We start from the raw sequence: 15,357 nt of genomic DNA on the forward strand, positions 1-15,357 counted from the left end.
CATTGGGCCCGAGCCGGTTTCTCCGCCCGGCGGGAAGAATGCGGGTATGGAGAAGATTCGATAGGCTCCGCTGAGCCATCAGTACTGGGTGATCCGTGCCGAAGCCAGTCCAAAGCGTCAGGGGTGAGGAAATAGATATGTCGACGGAGAGCCCGATAGTTTTCACCGGCGATGCGGTCTGTCTCTTCCGCTACGAGAGCAAACCCCGCATCCGGGCCTTGAGCGACGCTCTGTGCGAGGCCGCAACCCAGAGCGAGCCACAGGTATGGCGCGGATGGTGAGTTGTCCGACGTCGTGTTTGGGTATATCGGGTAGATCAGCAAAGGGAATCGTCTGGCATTAGGGTGATCGGGCCACCAGTTCCTTTATGATCTCGTTGGTGCCACCGAAGGTCTGCAGGTACCGGTCCGGTGCCTTGTTTTGCCAATTGGCGCGCCACAACTTTGCGATCGAAGCTGTCCGCGACGCATTCCGCGAGCACAACCCTAGTGTTTTGAAAGGCCATCAGGTTCGGCCGAGGGCATCTCGATCGTTGGCGGACACCGTCGTCTCGGGGACCTGCGTATTCACGAAGTCACGTTCGCGGGAGTCCTGTTCGTGCGTGCCGTTGAGCATGGGCGACTTCGAGCTATTGATCACCTATGAATCGCAATCACGCTTTGTCGGGTATGGACACTTTGGGGCGCTGGCCCGTGGATGGTTTCCTCGTTAGCGCTGCCGGAGTGGTTTCATCTGGGCATGAATCGACACCGGAGGTGGCCTCGGCTACGACTTGTTGGGCTCGGGGTCTGAGAGCGCTTTGAGCTCCAGTAGGGTCTGGCGTAGTTCGCGGTAGCGGTCGGTGCCCAGGATTGTGGCCCAGTGCTCTTCAGTTTCGGCGATGAGCTGCCGCGACAGATCCGCCGCAGCAACACCGGATGCGGTCAACGTGACAATCTTTGAGCGATTATCTGCTGGATTGCGATCCAGGACCACGTATCCCTCTCGTTGTAGATGCGCTATGAACTGGCCAATTCCGGGCTTGGTGATATCAGCTCGCCGGGCAAGCTCGCTGAGCTTGAGCCCCTCCGCAGGGATCAGTGCCATCACGCGGTAGTGGGAAGGCCTCAGGCCAGGCAGCGACGCGGCGTTGAGAGCAGTTCGGAAATTCTCGAAGGCGCCAATCAACAGCGCTGGCATGGAGGGCTGCATGTCAATTTGGGACTTGCCGTTGACATTTTTCATAAATTAACTTTACCATTATTGGTACAGTTAGTTAACCATTGACTTGTCGTGGGGGAGCATCTCGATTCTTCCCAGGGGAGCGCCATGAACAACGCCGCGCTAGTGAATCTCGACATCTTGGGCCCAGCCGCTCCCACAGGGTCGGAGCTGGGCCGAATCGCCGGCGCGGCTCTGCATCTGCCTCCGGTGGAAATAGGTTTCGCCAACGCTGCGCCGATCCAAGTTCCGCTCTTCAATATGACCACTGGTGGCTTGTGGCGCGTCACCGGAACTGCCCGAATGGGTGGTTCAGAGGTACCCGGCAAATCAGTCCCGTTCAGCGTTGTCGTGAAGTCAATCCAGTCGCCGGCGTTGTGGTCTGGGATATGGCAGGTGCCTGATCACTTCAGGGAGAGTTTGGTGCGCAATTATCCGTGGCGCACCGAAGCACAGGTGTACGCCTCCGATCTAGCGAATAACATGCCCGACGGCGGACGTCTTCCCGAGGTGTTTGCCATCAACGAGCTCGATGATCAACGCGTTGCCATCTGGCTGGAGGATGTCACCCAAAGTCCTGATGATGGGTGGACGGACGATGTGTTTTGCCAGGCAGCCGCACTGCTGGGAAGGCTGGCAGGAAGCGGAGCTGTTCGTCAGAGTGGACCGGCGCTCTCGATAGAAAAGGATGCCGAACGTCTCCGGTACTTCCTCGATTCAGTGGGGTCCTTGATCTACATTCCGAGCCTTCGTGGCGATGAATTGTGGCAGGTGCCTGCTGTTGCCGAGGGTGCCAGCGCCGAACTCATTGCTGGGCTCCGCTCGCTGACGGATCGGGCCCACCAGCTGGTCGATGAGATTCTTGAGCTTCCTACATTTCCGGCGCACGGAGATGCGAGTCCACAGAACCTTCTCATCGAAACGAGGGAGGCGAGCGTAGGCGAGCCAGGAGCGTCGCCGCGATTCGTCGTCATTGACTGGGGAGCCTATGGAGCGGCATGCGCTGGTTTTGACCTCGGTCAGCTGTTGTCGGGCTTAGTTAACAATGGGCTGATGAGCGGCGAGGAACTCTACCGATTGGAGCCTCTCTGCTTTCACGCTTACTGCGACGGGCTGGCCGAGTCCGGAGCGGATGTGCGGGAATCAGCGGTGTTGCGAGGTCATGCGATGACTATGGCGCTTTTTACGGGGTTGTCTGCAGTACCTTCCCAGCGCTTGGGGGAGCCCGATTCGGAGGAACTGCGGGTATTCATGGCCGGCAGAATTGTGATGGCTCGCTTTGTCCTAGATCTGCTGGCATCAACTGACTAGCCAGAGGCCTCAAGCGTCGCTGTGGATGTCACCGGTGTGGTTTCTCTGTCGCCCTTGCTGGACTGGCTTGGAGCCTAGCGAGTCTTCTTTGGATGAAATGTAGAGCTGGGTTCGCGCTCAAGCGCCATGCGGGGAAGGTCCTCAAGGGCCAGCGCTACCTGCATTGGATGCAGCCCAAGTGGGTGGCTCATAACATTCATGCCCTCCTGTGAGCTGGAGCTGAATCGCGAACTAGTCAGCTAACAGGAGCGGCTATGTTACGCATTTGGTAGAGGATTTTTGAGTGCTCCGTCACATTGAGGGCCTTCGAGGGTGGAAGCTGACATAGCCTGAAGAGGCTGCCTCAATGACGAGGTGGCCGGAACAGTCAAAGAAAGCAATGGCGCATGAACTTTGAATTGAACACCTTAACCCTGAAAATTTGGGACCAGTCAACCATCGACCACACCTTGGAAGCGGCTATTGCCCACGTTTCCTCCAAGGCAAACGCACCGAGAGACATGGTTAGGGTCACTCGAAGTGGACCTAATGTATTCACAGTGAACGTGACCGGCGGAATGCCCGGCGACTCGCTGACAAATCTCAGTTAGGGTCTGTGCCCCTGACCCACGGAAGCGCTGACCCACGAAAGTGCCGCCTCAACACCTTGTTGGGGCGGCACTTCTGGGTGTATGCCCAGCCTGGGCATTTGCTTAGAGGTGAAAGTCCTCTGAAGGAGAAGGTGGTTTAACTAGTCGATGGTAACTGCGTCACCGTGAGGTGGGGTGGGAAGGAAACCGGAGGCAAATCCCTGCACCGAGGGACACGAACCGCATAGTAGGCATGCTGGTTGGGATAGGCCAGCGCAAGATGGTGAAGCCCGTTCCACCGAAACGGCCAGTGTGTAAATGCGGCGGCAGGGGGAAAGTAAATGTTCTTATCTGGGGAGGTCTGTCCCAGTGCGCCACCTGTTTGATGGGTGGATCGGTGCGGCTCTAAGGGTCGTCACTGATGGGGCAGAAGTCAGCCGAGGCCATAGTACCTACCGGAATTTTGTTGGTGGTGGGGAAGGGCTGAACGCTGGGAATTGATGTTCTGAAGCGGTATTTCTCGTGTTCAGACTCCATAAGGCCGTGAAGTGTGCTTTTTGGTGACTCTTTGTTGGGGGAGCGGAGCACTATCCGTCCGAATTTCGGGGCCATTCGCCTCCGACTGGCCGACCTTGTCGGCCCAAATTGGAATAAGTTTCGTGCGCCAAACTGCGAACAAGTAGAAGGTTGATGCGCGGAATGAGTTGCAACCCCTTACTTGGCTCCAGGCCTACTAATTTGTCGGCAGATCAGATTCGATATAACCCTTGAGTTGTATCACCTATGTGTTGTATTGTGGTGGTGATGTGGAACGTCGACGCGGGTTTGGTTGAGGCATGGCTGTTCGGTCTGGATGAGGACTCTTATGCGCAAGTGGTTGCTGCCCTGGAGTTGTTGGCCGAGCGCGGGCCGCAGCTTGGCCGGCCCTTGGTGGACACCGTTGTTCGGTCGCGGCACAAGAACATGAAGGAACTGCGGCCAGGGTCCAGTGGGCGGTCGGAGCTGCGGGTGTTGTTTGCCTTTGATCCGCGGCGTCAGGCGATTTTGCTGGTGGCGAGGGACAAGGCTGGAAACTGGTCTAAGTGGTACACGAAAAATATTCCGATAGCTGATGACTTGTTCGATGATCATTTGAAGACTTTGAAAGGAGAGTCGTGATGGCTATGTCCATTGAGGAGATGCTGGCGAAGCGTCCGGTCGGCCGGGCGGTCGTGGAGGGGCATAAGCAGCGGATGCTTGATGAGGTTCGTGCTTACCGTCTGCGTGAACTGCGTGAGGCGTCCGAGCTGACTCAGGTACAGCTGGCTGGTCGTCTGAACGTTACCCAGAACCGGGTTTCGCGGATCGAACACGGTGACATTGACCGCGCCCAAGTCGACACGCTACGCAAATATGTTGAAGCGATCGGAGGCACGTTGCGCATCGAGGTCGAGCTCGGGGACGAACGCATCCAAATCGCCTAAATGATTGAAAACGCAGGTGAGGAATCGCCATCACCTGCGCATACAGAGCCCCAAGCAGTCTTGCCGTGCCGAACTCCTGACTGAAACCGTGGCAAGAACCGCATCGTTTGTCGCCCACCGGACAAGTTACCGGACAGGCTAAACAGGACACAAAATATGGCGCCAATTCAAAGCTGCTGGTCAGGGCGAGTCTGACCGGTGAGAAAACGGCTTACGGGTTCGGCGTCTGGCCGACTGCAAGGTACTCGCCGCGTTGGAATGGACCTGCCGCAGCCGGCCGTTGGGATGGTGGTTTAGGGCAATTCTGCCGAATTACGAGAGCTTGAAGATCGGATCCGCCACGCCGGGCTGTTTACGGTCTTGAGGGAATTTCTTTGGTAACCGGCGGTCGCCAGTTCCGTGAGCAGGGCGATCGGAGGGCCAATTATTGGCAGTCAGGGTCGCAGGTCGTTCGTGCCTGGATGAGCCCCGGATTTCCACCACTTTTATGCGCGCGGATTGAAAGTCGTGACCTCAGGTGGATTCGAAATAGACCCCGAAAATTTCAGAAATGTGATCAACTTTTCGTTCAATAACGTGAATAGAACGTGATCTGGCGCCTCGGCGCACCCGGACAAGAAGAGTAAACCCGCAGTTCAGAGGCCTTTTTGTGTTCCGGGCGGGAATTGAGGCCATGGCCAAGAAAATCGCGGCGCAGAGCCCTCGAGCTAATTGAGGAGGCGCCTGCAAATAATGTGTAAAGAAGGTTCATCCCGCAGCATCATTGGGCAGCGAACCGACTCTCTTCCTCCGGGAATGCTTTGAGCGGTACTGTCTGGCCTGCATTGGTCTCGAAATGATGCACAGACTGTAAAAAGACGAAGCGGCCGTGTCCACAAGGGACTACGGCGGCTTTCCAAACCACCGATCGGCATCTTGCCGGGGGACTAAGCCTCCACAGTGCAGTCGGCCAGATGAATCCTGAACACGATCTTGGTCAACACGTGGCGATCACGGAATGACTGTCCAACGCCCGCCAACCTGGTGGCCGGTCAGCGCCGCGCAGGCGTGACGGCTGCACGGCGCGTCGGCTATCGTCCGGCGGCGAGATCGGCGGAGATCAGGGCGGCCGTGTGCAGCAGCTGCTCGCGCACAGTGTCCAGAAACGCCTCCGGATCGTCCTGCCCATCCACGGCTTGAGCCTGCAGGGAAACGTTGACTGCGGCTGTGACCTCACCGCCGGCGCCGCGTACCGGGGCGGCCATGGACATCAGGCCCACCTCCAGTTCCTGGTCCAGCAGGCACCACCCTTGGTCCCGTACGCCGGCCAGCACCTGCCGCAGTTCCGGCTCCGACCCCACGGCTTTAGGCGTCATGGGCGTGACCGGGTGGACGGCAAAGTACTCGTCAAGCTGGGCTGGTGGCAGTCCGGCCAGCAGCACACGCCCCATCGAGGTTGCGTGGGCCGGGAACCTGGTGCCCACGGTGATACCGACACTCATGATGCGCCGGGCCGCGACCCTCGCCACATAACTGATGTCGCCGCCGTCGAGCACGGCTGCCGACGTCGATTCCCCCAGCAAGGCGGAGAGCGCCTGCAGGTGGGGCTGCGCCAGCTGGGGGAGTGAGAGCGCGGACAGGTAGGAATACCCCAATTGCAGTACGGACGGGGTCAGGGAGAAGGCCCGGCCGTCCGTGCGGACGTAGCCCAGCTCCACCAGTGTGTGCAGGAAGCGGCGGGAGGTGGCCCGGCTCAAATCCGTGCGTTGGGCCACCTCGGTCAGGGTCATGGCCGGATGGTCCGCGTCAAAGGCCCGGATGACTGACAGTCCGCGGGCCAGCGACTGTACATACTGGTCACTGGCGACGGGCTGGGCGGACTGTTCCTCGATCATCCGAGGATGGCCGCTTCGAGGGGCACGGCAATGCGTTCCTGCAGTTCCGCCACCGTGGTGCCGAAGGTTTCGCGCACGCGCACGCCGTCGGCGGTGATGAGGAAGACGGCGTCGTTGGTGTAGATGCGGGTGACGCAGCCGACACCGGTGAGCGGGTAGGTGCATGCCTCGACGAGTTTTGAGGTGCCGTCCTTGGCGAACAGGCTCATCATGACGTAGACCTCCTTGGCGCCGGTGGCCAGGTCCATGGCACCGCCGACTGCGGGAATCGCGTCGGGTGCCCCGGTGTGCCAGTTCGCGAGGTCGCCGGTCGCCGAAACCTGGAAGGCGCCCAGAACACAGACATCAAGATGGCCCCCGCGCATCATGGCGAAGGAATCGGCGTGGTGGAAGTAGGACGCGCCGGGCAGTTCCGTGACGGGGATCTTGCCCGCGTTGATCAGGTCATCGTCGATGTCGTCCCCGTGAGCTTCCGGGCCCATGCCGAGCATGCCGTTTTCGGTGTGCAGCGTGACGGCTTGTTCCGGGCGCAGGAAGTTCGAGACCAGGGTGGGCTGGCCAATGCCAAGGTTGACGAAGGAGCCGGCCTTGATGTCGGCGGCTACCAGCGCGGCCAGTTCCTCCCGGCCAAGCCGGGTGCTGTTTTCTTGCGTGCTCATTACTTGACCCCATGTTCTGCCGGTGCCGGCGTGGTGGCGTTGATCGCTACGATCGTGTTGACATAGATGCCGGGTGTGATCACGTTTTCCGGATCGAGTTCGCCTGTCTCGACAATGTTGCCGACCTGGACGATGCTTTCCTTGGCCCCGGTGGCCATGATGGGGCCGAAGTTGCGTGCGGTCTTGCGGTACACCAGGTTCCCGGCCCGGTCCGCCGTCAGCGCCTTGATGAGCGCGTAGTCGGCGTGGATGGGGGTTTCGAACACGTGGCCGCGGCCGTCGATCATCCGGGTTTCCCGGCCCTTCGCGAGCATCGTGCCGTAGCCGGTGGGCGTAAAGAACCCGCCGATCCCGGCCCCCGCGGCCCTGATTCGCTCGGCAAGGTTGCCTTGCGGGACCAGCTCCAGTTCAATCTCGCCTGCCCGGTACGCGGCGTCGAAGTGCCAGGAGTCGGACTGCCGCGGGAAGGAGCAGATGATCTTGCGGACCCGGCGTTCCTTGATGAGCAGGGCCAGGCCCGCGTCGGCCTGCCCGGCATTGTTGTTGACAACTGTCAGGCCCGTGGCGCCGCCGTCGAGCAGGGCATTGATCAGTTCCATGGGCTGCCCGGCGTTGCCGAAGCCGCCGATCAGCACGGTGGAGTTGTCCCGGATGCCGGCGACGGCCTCGGCCGCGGAGCTTGCAATGATGGGCATTTTCTTCCTTACTTGTTCGAGGTGACGTTTTCGAGCACAACGGCCAGGCCCTGCCCCACGCCGATGCAGATTGCGGCCACGCCCCACCGTTCGCCGCTGGTCTGCAGGCTGCGGGCCAGGGTGCCCAGCAGTCGGGTGCCGGAGGCGCCCAGCGGGTGGCCCATGGCGATGGCGCCGCCGTGCTGGTTCACGATTCCCGGGTCGATGTCCCAAGCATCGATGCAGGCCAGTGACTGAGCGGCGAATGCCTCATTAAGTTCGACGGCACCCACCTGGTCCCAGCCGATTCCCGCCTTTGCCAGCGCCCGGTTCGCGGCCTCGACGGGTCCGTAGCCGAAGAACTGCGGGTCCACCCCGGCCGCACCGCGCCCGGCGATCCTGGCCAGCGGGTCCATCCCCAGGATCCCGGCCGCGGCCTCGGATCCCAGCCATGCCGCGGACGCGCCGTCGGACAGCGGTGAGGCATTCGCTGCTGTTACGGTGCCGCCTGCCACGCCGTCGGCCTCCTTTCGGAATACCGTCTTGAGCCCGGCCAGCTTCGCCGCCGTCGACCCGGCTCTGATGCCCTCATCCCGCAGCAGTTCCGTGCCGGGCACCACGGAGGTGAGGTTGTCGTAGAAGCCGCTGTTCCAGGCTGCATCGGCCAGCCGGTGCGAGTTTGCGGCAAATTCGTCCTGGCGTTCGCGGGTGATGCCGTATTTTTCGCGCAGCTGCTCGGTGGCTTCGCCCAGGTTCACTGTCCATTCTTTGGGCATGGCGGGGTTGACGAGCCGCCAGCCCAGTGTGGTCGAGGAGAGGGCCAGATCCCCTGCCGGGTACGCCCGTTCCGTCTTTGGCAGCACCCACGGTGCCCGGCTCATCGATTCCGCCCCGCCCACCAGCACCAGGTCGGCATCGCCGACGTTGATCTGGCGTGAGGCGATGATCGCTGCGTCAATGGAGGAGCCGCACAACCGGTTCACCGTGGTACCGGGAATGGAGGTGGGCAGGCCCGCGAGCAGCGTTGCCATGCGCGCCAGGTTCCGGTTTTCCTCGCCGGCACCATTGGCATTGCCGAAGACCACCTCGTCGATCCGCTCCACGTCGAGTTTCGGTGCGCGGGCTACGGATTCGCGCACCACATGGGCGGCCAGGTCGTCCGGGCGGACGCCCGCCAGGCCGGAGCCAAACTTGCCAAAGGGGGTGCGGACAGCGTCGTACAGGTACGCATGGTTCACGGGAGTTCGTCCTTCTGTTCGGTGGAGTGTGGCTCGGTGACGGCGTAGGAATCACCGCAGTGGATGGAGGTCTTGCCGTCCCGAGCGGGTGTCGGGGTCAGGGCTGGGTCTGATGGATCAGGCCCAGGAGCAGGCGGGCAACCTCGGCCGGTGCCTCCGCTGGTGTCAGGTGGGCAACGTGCGGGAGGGTGGCGAGTTTCGCCACCGAATCTGCGGAAGCGGTGTCTTTGTCGGCGCGTTGGACGGCCCCTGCGTTTACTGCATCCACCATCTCCTGCATCAGTTCCGGGCTTGCCACCGAGTCCTCTGAACCGGCCACGGCCAGCAACGGGACGCGGATTTGTCCGAGTTCGTTTCTGACGTCAAAGCCGGCCAGCGCACCGCAGCAGTGGGCGTAACTGAACTGGTCGGTGTCGCGCAGGGTGTTCAGCAGCCGGCTGGACAGCTCGGGCTCCCGGTCCAGGAAACCTTCAGCAAACCAGCGCTGGGCAGAACCCTGGATCATGACGGCGGTGCCCTGCGTCCGGACGGTTTCCGCCCTCTCGGTCCAGGCCGCCGGCGTGCCCAGCTTTGGACCCGAACACTGCACGGAGAGGCTCAGGAGACGGTCCCCATGGTCGATTCCCAATTGGAGTCCGACGGCGCCGCCCAGGGACACGCCCGCGTAGTGGAAGCTGACTCCGGGGGCCATGGAATCCACGAGCCCGACGACGGACTCCGCCAGTTCGGCCACCGTGAACGGATCTTGGGCTGCGGGGGAGACGCCATGGCCGGGCAGGTCCCAGGCCACCACGTCGATGTCTGCCCCGTCCACCGTGGCACCAAGGAGCTTCCCCACTTCTTCCCACAATACGGAGGAGGTTCCGAGGGAGCAGCCCACAACCAGTAGGGGGCGGCTGCCCAGCGGGCGCTGTGGCGAGAGCCGCACGGCCTTGATGACGGGCGCCCGCGTGGTAACGGCGGCCCCGTTTACTGTCATGTCATTCATGGCCTGCTCCTTTGGAATTTGACGTCCAGGGCTTAGAAGGGTTCCTGCCGGTGGACGTTTGGGTGACGTAAGTGACGGTACAGCAGAAGTTCACTCTTTGTACATTAGTTCGCATCGCGAACAAGTGAGTGCGCAGGCTCCTCGTTCAGCGACCACCGGAGGCCCGAGGCGTAAAGCAGCGCCATGAGCCTGATCGAGGGGCGCGTAAGTCTGGGACTTATATCTATAAGGTCTGAATCCGGCTGAAGTATGTATTTCCCATAAGTAATCTTTGCGTCCTAATCTGGCAGGGGAACATATCTGTTCCCGCTAAACGGAGGGTGGACGTCGTGGAAGTGCGCCAGATGCGGTACTTCATTGCGGTGGCTGAGGAAAAGCACTTCGGCCGTGCGGCTCAACGCCTGCACATGGCCCAGCCCCCGCTCTCCCAACAGATCAAGGGACTCGAAGAGCAACTGGGCACCCAGTTGTTGGTTCGCACCACCCGCAAGGTTGATCTCACCGCAGCCGGAGAGTTGCTGCTGGCCCGGGCCCGGCTGCTGCTGGCTGAGATTGAAAAGCTCGAACAAGACGTCAAGCTTGTGGGGCAGGGTGCCAGTGGCGTGCTGCGGATCGGAGTTTCCGGAACCGCAACGTACAGGTTGATGCCCATGATCGTTCAGGCCGCACGGGTGCACATGCCTGGATTGCGCCTGAGCGTTCAGGGGGAGATGCTCACTCCCGAAATGGAAATCGCCTTGGAAGAACAACGTGTGGATGTTGCCGTGTTGCGCCCACCCATCCGTTCAAACCAACTGAGCCTGAAATTCCTGGAAAAAGACGAACTGGTTGTCGCACTGCCCGAGGACCATGAGCTGGCCTCGCGCGGGTTGCTCGACCTCTCGGACCTCGCCGAGGAACCCTTTATTACCTACCCGGAGACGTCCGCTGTCAATACGATCTCCACAGAGGCCTGCCGCCAGGCGGGTTTCAGCCCCCACGTTGTTCAGGAAACCCAGGAAACCTCGACCCTGCTGTCATTTGTTGCGGCAGGGATGGGTGTGGCACTGGTCCCCACCGCCCGGCGCATGTTCGCCCTGCAGGGCATCGTCTTCCGCCAGCTGCGCAACGCGCCGGCGGTCGATCTTGCCGTCGCCTGGAAAACAGATACCGAAACCGCCCTGCTGAAAAAGTTCTTGGACCTCTTTGAGGGTCCAGCCCCCACGGAAGGAAACCCGGCGTGAAGATCCAACGCATCGAAGCGAGCCCCTATTCGATTCCCTATACCCACCCGCTTAAATTCGCCAGCGGCCAGGTCACGGACGCCGAACACGTTCTGGTGCGCATCCACACCGACGACGGTCTTATCGGTGAGGCCGACGCACCACCGAGGCCCTACACCTATGGCGAAACCCAGACGTCGATCATCACCATCGTCGAGAACATCTTTGCGCCGCAAATGATCGGACTCGACCCCTTTGACCGCGGCAAGATCCACCAAATCATGGCCCGTACCATTCACAATCAAGTGGCCAAGGGTGCGTTGGACATCGCGCTGTGGGATTTGATGGGCAAATCGCTTGGCACCCCGGTGCACAAGTTGCTGGGCGGCTACACCGATTCGATGCGGGTCTCACACATGCTCGGCTTCCGGCCGGCCCAGGAATTACTCGACGAAGCACTGCGTTTTGGCGAAGAATACGGGATCACCACCTTCAAACTGAAGGTGGGTCGCCGCCCGCTGGCTCTGGATATCGAGGCCTGCCACGTATTGCGCGCCGGACTGGGCGACGATGTGGAAATCTATCTGGATGCCAACCGCGGCTGGAGCGCCAACGAAGCTATGGAGGTATTGCGCCGCACCGAAGGCCTGGGGCTGACAGCGCTGGAAGAGCCCTGCGATGCGAAGGAAGCCATGAGCCGCCGTCGCCTCGTGGAGAAATCCCCGATCCCCATCGTGGGCGATGAATCGGTGCCCACCGCGGGAGATGTTTCGCGCGAACTGCTCTCCGGCGGCTCGAACGCGATCTGCATCAAGACCGCCCGCAGCGGATTCACCGAGGCCACCGAGATCCTGGGCTTGTGCACCGGACTGGGGGTGGATGTCACCATGGGAAACCAGATCGACACCCAGATCGGATCATTGGCCACCGTCACCTTTGGTGCCGCCCACGAGGCCACCACCCGCCGCGCCGGCGAGCTGTCCAACTTCTTGGACATGGCCGATGACCTTTTGGCTGAACCCATCCGCATCAAGGGTGGCCGCATTTCGGTGCGCAACGTGCCCGGCGTCGGCGCAGCCATCGATGCGGACAAGCTCGCCCGCTACCGCCAGAACTAAAATTCCTCATAAGAAGCACCCACAGGAGATGCAATGATATTCCTCGCCCGCATGGACGTAACCTTCCCGGACCACCTGACGCAGGAGCAGATCGCAGATTTCACGGCTCGCGAGAAGGAGTACTCCGGTGCCCTGCAGCGCAGTGGCAAGATGGCCGGCATCTGGCGCATCGTCGGCGAATACGCCAACCACTCGCTGTTTGACGTTGAGTCCAATGACGAACTGCACCAGATTCTCAGTGGCTTCCCGATGTACGCCTACATGAAGATCAAGGTCACCGCGTTGGCCAAGCACCCGAACTCGATCCGTTAGGCGGATCGGCGGCATGATCGCCGCCAGAACACAACGGCAGTGGGCTGCGTCAAGACGACGCGGCCCACTGCCGTTGTGTTCCCACTAAGGACCGTGAAGTTCCCGTCCGATCTTCCATTGCAGGGCGCAGTGTCCACTTCTTGCCAACTAATATGCTTTGCATATGAATCGAGTCGAAAAAAGTATTTCCCTCTTCTCAATAAGCGGCATACATTGAATGCAAGCAAAGTCGCTGTGACAGCTATCACTGCACCATGTGATCCCGAACCAGCGCATCAACACCCCCCTCCAGTAGGAGAAAAGAAGGAGTAACTCGTGAGCACCGAAACCACCGCCACCGCAGCCGCCTCAGGTAACGCAGCCACCGATCGTTTCCGCCAGTCCGGCAAAACCTCCACTGTTGTGGCCGACGTCGAGCGCGTCAACCTGCTGGCCAGCAAGTTGATCAAGGCTGCCAATGACATCGTTCTCGAAGAGCGCGTGAGCTACGACGAGTTCAACGCCCTGAAGGCATGGCTGATCAAGGTCGGCTCGGACGGTGAATGGCCGTTGTTCCTGGACGTGTGGCTCGAGCACTCCGTTGAGGAAGTCGCCACCGACCACCGCGAGGGCAACAAGGGTTCCATCGAGGGCCCGTACTACATCCCGGAGGCCCCGAAGCAGAACTCCCCGGCCAAGATCTCCATGCGCGACGACGAGAAGGGCACCCCGCTGCTCTTCCAGGGCCAGGTCCGTTCCACCGATGGCTCGGCACTGTCCAACGCCACGATCGAACTGTGGCACGCCGACGAAGAGGGCTTCTACTCGCAGTTCGCCCCGAACATCCCGGACTGGAACCTGCGCGGCACCTTCATCGCCGACGCGGAAGGGAACTTCCAGATCAGCACCATGCAGCCCGCGCCGTATCAGATCCCCACCGACGGTGCCTGCGGTCAGATGATCGCCGCCGCAGGCTGGCACGCCTGGCGTCCGGCCCACCTGCACCTGAAGGTCTCGGCACCGGGCCACGAACTACTCACCGCCCAGCTGTACTTCCCGGGCGACGAGCACAACAACGACGACATCGCCACCGCGGTGAAGCCGGAACTGCTGCTCGACATCCAGCCCGCAACCGACGGTTCCGGTGTGCAGACCACCTACGACTTCGTGCTTGACCCCGAAGCCAAGTAGGTTCCTCACACACCTCATCACGGCGGGGATCCTGGAATGCATCCGGGGCCCCGCCGTTGTCGTCCCAAACCGTGGGAGGTGCTCCCGCCCGGGCGCACCTCCCACGTGAAAGAGATTCAGTGATGACGCAAGAAACCACAGTCAACGCCGTCGACGCCGGTGAGCTGCGAAACGCCTTCGGCCAGTTCGGGACCGGGGTCACCGTGGTGACCACCCGCGGAGCGGACGGCACCCCTCACGGAGCCACGGTGAACGCCTTCACTGCCGTGTCACTGGACCCGCCATTGGCTCAGGTCACCCTCCCGCGCAGCTCCAAGGCCGCTAGGCTCCTGGAAAGCGCACCCTTCGCCATCAACATCCTCTCCGTGGACCAGCTGGACACCGCCATGCTCTTCGCGGGCCGGCGCATGAACCGCGAGCCCGACTGGATCCCGGACGGAAATGTCCCCGTGCTGTTGGGCAACGCCGCGACCCTCGAGTGCAAACCTTGGAACCTTTACGACGGCGGTGACCACATCATCGTGGTCGGCGAGGTGACTGCCCTGAAGGTCAACAAGGTGGAGCCGCTGCTGTTTCTTGGCGGCAAATTCCGCCACGTCGGGGACCACATTGAGGACAGGCCTTGGGTGCAGTCCGGAGAAGGGCTGGCAGTCGGCTGGTTCGCCGGGGTTGATTCCTTTACGAAGTTCGGTTCGACCCGGACGTGAACCAGGCCTTCGTAGATCACTCTCAGCTGCACCAGCGCGTCAAGTTTGCAGCAGTGTGGCCTGCCCTGCTCACATGATGTTCTAGCGTGGCCTCACGAGATCAAAACGGCCCTCTGCAAGGATCTCGAAGTAGGCAGTTGGCCCGCCGGCACGCAGGACAGGTTGGGCGAGAATCGTCTGATAGATCCCCTCGGGGATCATGGCTTCATCGATGTGTACGGCGACGACTTCCCCTATCGTGAGCACGCCGGTAGACGTGTGCCCGTCTGCACCCCGCAATGGAAGAATGTCACTGACCCGGCACTCGAAACTCACGGGCGAGGCTGCAACACGTGGTGCACTGATATCAACGGAATCGGCGGCTTCCAAGCCGGATGCGGCGAATTCATCGACGTCGGCCGTCGTCGAGGTCATGTTCATCTGCTCTGCAAGGGATCGTGTGACAAGGTTCCAGGTGAACTCACCGCTGAGCTCAGCGTTGCGCGCTGTGTGCTTGTTGACGGTACTCGAGAAGCCAATGAGGGGCGGCTTGTAGGAGAACGCGTTGAAGAAGCTGTAGGGCGCGAGATTGCGAACGCCAGCAGGGGAAAGAGTGCCAATCCAACCGATGGGACGCGGGCCGACAATTGCATTGAACGGATCATGCGGCAGCCGGTGGCCCTCAGCTGGGCGGTAGAAGTGCGACGTCATCTGTTTAGTCAATCATCATTTGAGGCCATGGGCAGGCGTTCCCCAACCGTCTGTACTCCGGTGGCTAAATCCTCTAGTGCTGTCCTGGAGACCACACTGAGTCCCGGGCGCGCCTTTTGAGGTGGGCTCAACCCGAAATTGATGCCTAGAGCATTCGTGCGATCAGCGCGAGATTGCTTCAG

17 protein-coding genes are annotated in these 15,357 nt (G+C 61.1%); 9 read left to right on the forward strand and 8 right to left on the reverse strand.

From position 1 onward, the window contains the following. Nucleotides 1-504: 504 nt before the first annotated feature. Nucleotides 505-639 carry a hypothetical protein gene (locus tag AB0O97_RS11850; RefSeq protein ID WP_363840266.1) on the reverse strand — a complete coding sequence of 45 codons (135 nt, stop codon included), beginning with the start codon at nucleotides 637-639 and terminating at the stop codon, nucleotides 505-507. A gap of 126 nt (nucleotides 640-765) precedes the next feature. Continuing rightward, nucleotides 766-1,224 carry a MarR family transcriptional regulator gene (locus AB0O97_RS11855; protein WP_363882745.1) on the reverse strand — a complete coding sequence of 153 codons (459 nt, stop codon included), beginning with the start codon at nucleotides 1,222-1,224 and terminating at the stop codon, nucleotides 766-768. 84 nt (nucleotides 1,225-1,308) lie between these two features. Here AB0O97_RS11855 and AB0O97_RS11860 point away from each other — a divergent pair, with 84 nt between their 5' ends. The 4 genes from AB0O97_RS11860 to AB0O97_RS11875 all read left to right on the forward strand — a co-directional run bounded on the left by AB0O97_RS11860 (nucleotide 1,309) and on the right by AB0O97_RS11875 (nucleotide 4,543). Beyond that, nucleotides 1,309-2,511 carry a hypothetical protein gene (locus tag AB0O97_RS11860; RefSeq protein WP_363882748.1) on the forward strand — a complete coding sequence of 401 codons (1,203 nt, stop codon included), beginning with the start codon at nucleotides 1,309-1,311 and terminating at the stop codon, nucleotides 2,509-2,511. A gap of 386 nt (nucleotides 2,512-2,897) precedes the next feature. Further along, nucleotides 2,898-3,101, forward strand: coding sequence for a hypothetical protein (locus AB0O97_RS11865; RefSeq protein WP_363840254.1), 204 nt, complete (start codon nucleotides 2,898-2,900; stop codon nucleotides 3,099-3,101). Between the two features lie 783 nt (nucleotides 3,102-3,884). Continuing rightward, on the forward strand, nucleotides 3,885-4,238 hold the full coding sequence (locus AB0O97_RS11870; protein WP_363882750.1) for a type II toxin-antitoxin system RelE/ParE family toxin: 354 nt from the start codon (nucleotides 3,885-3,887) through the stop codon (nucleotides 4,236-4,238). Continuing rightward, on the forward strand, nucleotides 4,238-4,543 hold the full coding sequence (locus tag AB0O97_RS11875) for a helix-turn-helix domain-containing protein (protein ID WP_262453206.1): 306 nt from the start codon (nucleotides 4,238-4,240) through the stop codon (nucleotides 4,541-4,543). The genes AB0O97_RS11870 and AB0O97_RS11875 overlap by 1 nt, the downstream gene beginning before the upstream one ends. 1,070 nt (nucleotides 4,544-5,613) lie before the next feature. On the opposite strand, the gene AB0O97_RS11880 is transcribed toward AB0O97_RS11875, so the two are convergent. The 5 genes from AB0O97_RS11880 to AB0O97_RS11900 all read right to left on the reverse strand — a co-directional run bounded on the left by AB0O97_RS11880 (nucleotide 5,614) and on the right by AB0O97_RS11900 (nucleotide 9,976). Continuing rightward, the gene (locus AB0O97_RS11880; protein ID WP_363882753.1) at nucleotides 5,614-6,417 is read right to left on the reverse strand and encodes an IclR family transcriptional regulator C-terminal domain-containing protein; all 804 of its coding nucleotides are present in this window, start codon (nucleotides 6,415-6,417) and stop codon (nucleotides 5,614-5,616) included. Beyond that, nucleotides 6,414-7,076: a 3-oxoacid CoA-transferase subunit B gene (locus AB0O97_RS11885; RefSeq protein WP_262453212.1), complete on the reverse strand. Its 663-nt coding sequence runs from the start codon at nucleotides 7,074-7,076 to the stop codon at nucleotides 6,414-6,416. The genes AB0O97_RS11880 and AB0O97_RS11885 overlap by 4 nt, the downstream gene beginning before the upstream one ends. Beyond that, nucleotides 7,076-7,771, reverse strand: coding sequence for a 3-oxoacid CoA-transferase subunit A (locus AB0O97_RS11890; RefSeq protein ID WP_363882756.1), 696 nt, complete (start codon nucleotides 7,769-7,771; stop codon nucleotides 7,076-7,078). The genes AB0O97_RS11885 and AB0O97_RS11890 overlap by 1 nt, the downstream gene beginning before the upstream one ends. 8 nt (nucleotides 7,772-7,779) lie before the next feature. Beyond that, nucleotides 7,780-8,988, reverse strand: a complete 1,209-nt coding sequence (locus AB0O97_RS11895) for a thiolase family protein (protein WP_363882759.1) — start codon at nucleotides 8,986-8,988, stop codon at nucleotides 7,780-7,782. A gap of 97 nt (nucleotides 8,989-9,085) precedes the next feature. After that, nucleotides 9,086-9,976 (reverse strand): alpha/beta hydrolase, encoded by an 891-nt coding sequence (locus tag AB0O97_RS11900; protein ID WP_363882762.1) that lies wholly within the window; start codon nucleotides 9,974-9,976, stop codon nucleotides 9,086-9,088. Between the two features lie 329 nt (nucleotides 9,977-10,305). On the opposite strand from AB0O97_RS11900, the gene AB0O97_RS11905 reads away from it, so the two are divergent. The 5 genes from AB0O97_RS11905 to AB0O97_RS11925 all read left to right on the forward strand — a co-directional run bounded on the left by AB0O97_RS11905 (nucleotide 10,306) and on the right by AB0O97_RS11925 (nucleotide 14,485). Further along, nucleotides 10,306-11,199, forward strand: coding sequence for a LysR substrate-binding domain-containing protein (locus AB0O97_RS11905; RefSeq protein WP_363882764.1), 894 nt, complete (start codon nucleotides 10,306-10,308; stop codon nucleotides 11,197-11,199). After that, the gene (locus AB0O97_RS11910) at nucleotides 11,196-12,296 is read left to right on the forward strand and encodes an enolase C-terminal domain-like protein (RefSeq protein ID WP_363882767.1); all 1,101 of its coding nucleotides are present in this window, start codon (nucleotides 11,196-11,198) and stop codon (nucleotides 12,294-12,296) included. The genes AB0O97_RS11905 and AB0O97_RS11910 overlap by 4 nt, the downstream gene beginning before the upstream one ends. A gap of 33 nt (nucleotides 12,297-12,329) precedes the next feature. Beyond that, nucleotides 12,330-12,608, forward strand: a complete 279-nt coding sequence (gene catC, locus AB0O97_RS11915; protein WP_363882769.1) for a muconolactone Delta-isomerase — start codon at nucleotides 12,330-12,332, stop codon at nucleotides 12,606-12,608. Nucleotides 12,609-12,923: 315 nt separating this feature from the next. Then, nucleotides 12,924-13,778, forward strand: coding sequence for a catechol 1,2-dioxygenase (catA, locus tag AB0O97_RS11920; RefSeq protein WP_363882772.1), 855 nt, complete (start codon nucleotides 12,924-12,926; stop codon nucleotides 13,776-13,778). A gap of 122 nt (nucleotides 13,779-13,900) precedes the next feature. Then, complete coding sequence (locus tag AB0O97_RS11925) at nucleotides 13,901-14,485, forward strand: flavin reductase family protein (protein WP_363882775.1); 585 nt, start codon at nucleotides 13,901-13,903, stop codon at nucleotides 14,483-14,485. A gap of 81 nt (nucleotides 14,486-14,566) precedes the next feature. On the opposite strand, the gene AB0O97_RS11930 is transcribed toward AB0O97_RS11925, so the two are convergent. Next, complete coding sequence (locus tag AB0O97_RS11930; RefSeq protein ID WP_363882778.1) at nucleotides 14,567-15,175, reverse strand: flavin reductase family protein; 609 nt, start codon at nucleotides 15,173-15,175, stop codon at nucleotides 14,567-14,569. Nucleotides 15,176-15,357 lie beyond the last annotated feature (182 nt).

The sequence above is a fragment of the Specibacter sp. NPDC078692 genome, assembly GCF_040686835.1.
Lineage (GTDB): Bacteria > Actinomycetota > Actinomycetes > Actinomycetales > Micrococcaceae > Specibacter.

What these genes read in the sequence shown, in the direction of transcription:
- AB0O97_RS11875 (WP_262453206.1), top strand. Translation starts at nt 4,238, where the DNA reads ATGGCTATGTCCATTGAGGAGATGCTGGCGAAGCGTCCGGTCGGCCGG.
- AB0O97_RS11930 (WP_363882778.1), bottom strand. Translation starts at nt 15,175, where the DNA reads ATGACGTCGCACTTCTACCGCCCAGCTGAGGGCCACCGGCTGCCGCAT.
- AB0O97_RS11900 (WP_363882762.1), bottom strand. Translation starts at nt 9,976, where the DNA reads ATGAATGACATGACAGTAAACGGGGCCGCCGTTACCACGCGGGCGCCC.
- AB0O97_RS11880 (WP_363882753.1), bottom strand. Translation starts at nt 6,417, where the DNA reads ATGATCGAGGAACAGTCCGCCCAGCCCGTCGCCAGTGACCAGTATGTA.
- catC (WP_363882769.1), top strand. Translation starts at nt 12,330, where the DNA reads ATGATATTCCTCGCCCGCATGGACGTAACCTTCCCGGACCACCTGACG.
- AB0O97_RS11860 (WP_363882748.1), top strand. Translation starts at nt 1,309, where the DNA reads ATGAACAACGCCGCGCTAGTGAATCTCGACATCTTGGGCCCAGCCGCT.
- AB0O97_RS11870 (WP_363882750.1), top strand. Translation starts at nt 3,885, where the DNA reads ATGTGGAACGTCGACGCGGGTTTGGTTGAGGCATGGCTGTTCGGTCTG.
- AB0O97_RS11885 (WP_262453212.1), bottom strand. Translation starts at nt 7,076, where the DNA reads ATGAGCACGCAAGAAAACAGCACCCGGCTTGGCCGGGAGGAACTGGCC.
- AB0O97_RS11855 (WP_363882745.1), bottom strand. Translation starts at nt 1,224, where the DNA reads ATGAAAAATGTCAACGGCAAGTCCCAAATTGACATGCAGCCCTCCATG.
- AB0O97_RS11890 (WP_363882756.1), bottom strand. Translation starts at nt 7,771, where the DNA reads ATGCCCATCATTGCAAGCTCCGCGGCCGAGGCCGTCGCCGGCATCCGG.
- AB0O97_RS11925 (WP_363882775.1), top strand. Translation starts at nt 13,901, where the DNA reads ATGACGCAAGAAACCACAGTCAACGCCGTCGACGCCGGTGAGCTGCGA.
- AB0O97_RS11865 (WP_363840254.1), top strand. Translation starts at nt 2,898, where the DNA reads ATGAACTTTGAATTGAACACCTTAACCCTGAAAATTTGGGACCAGTCA.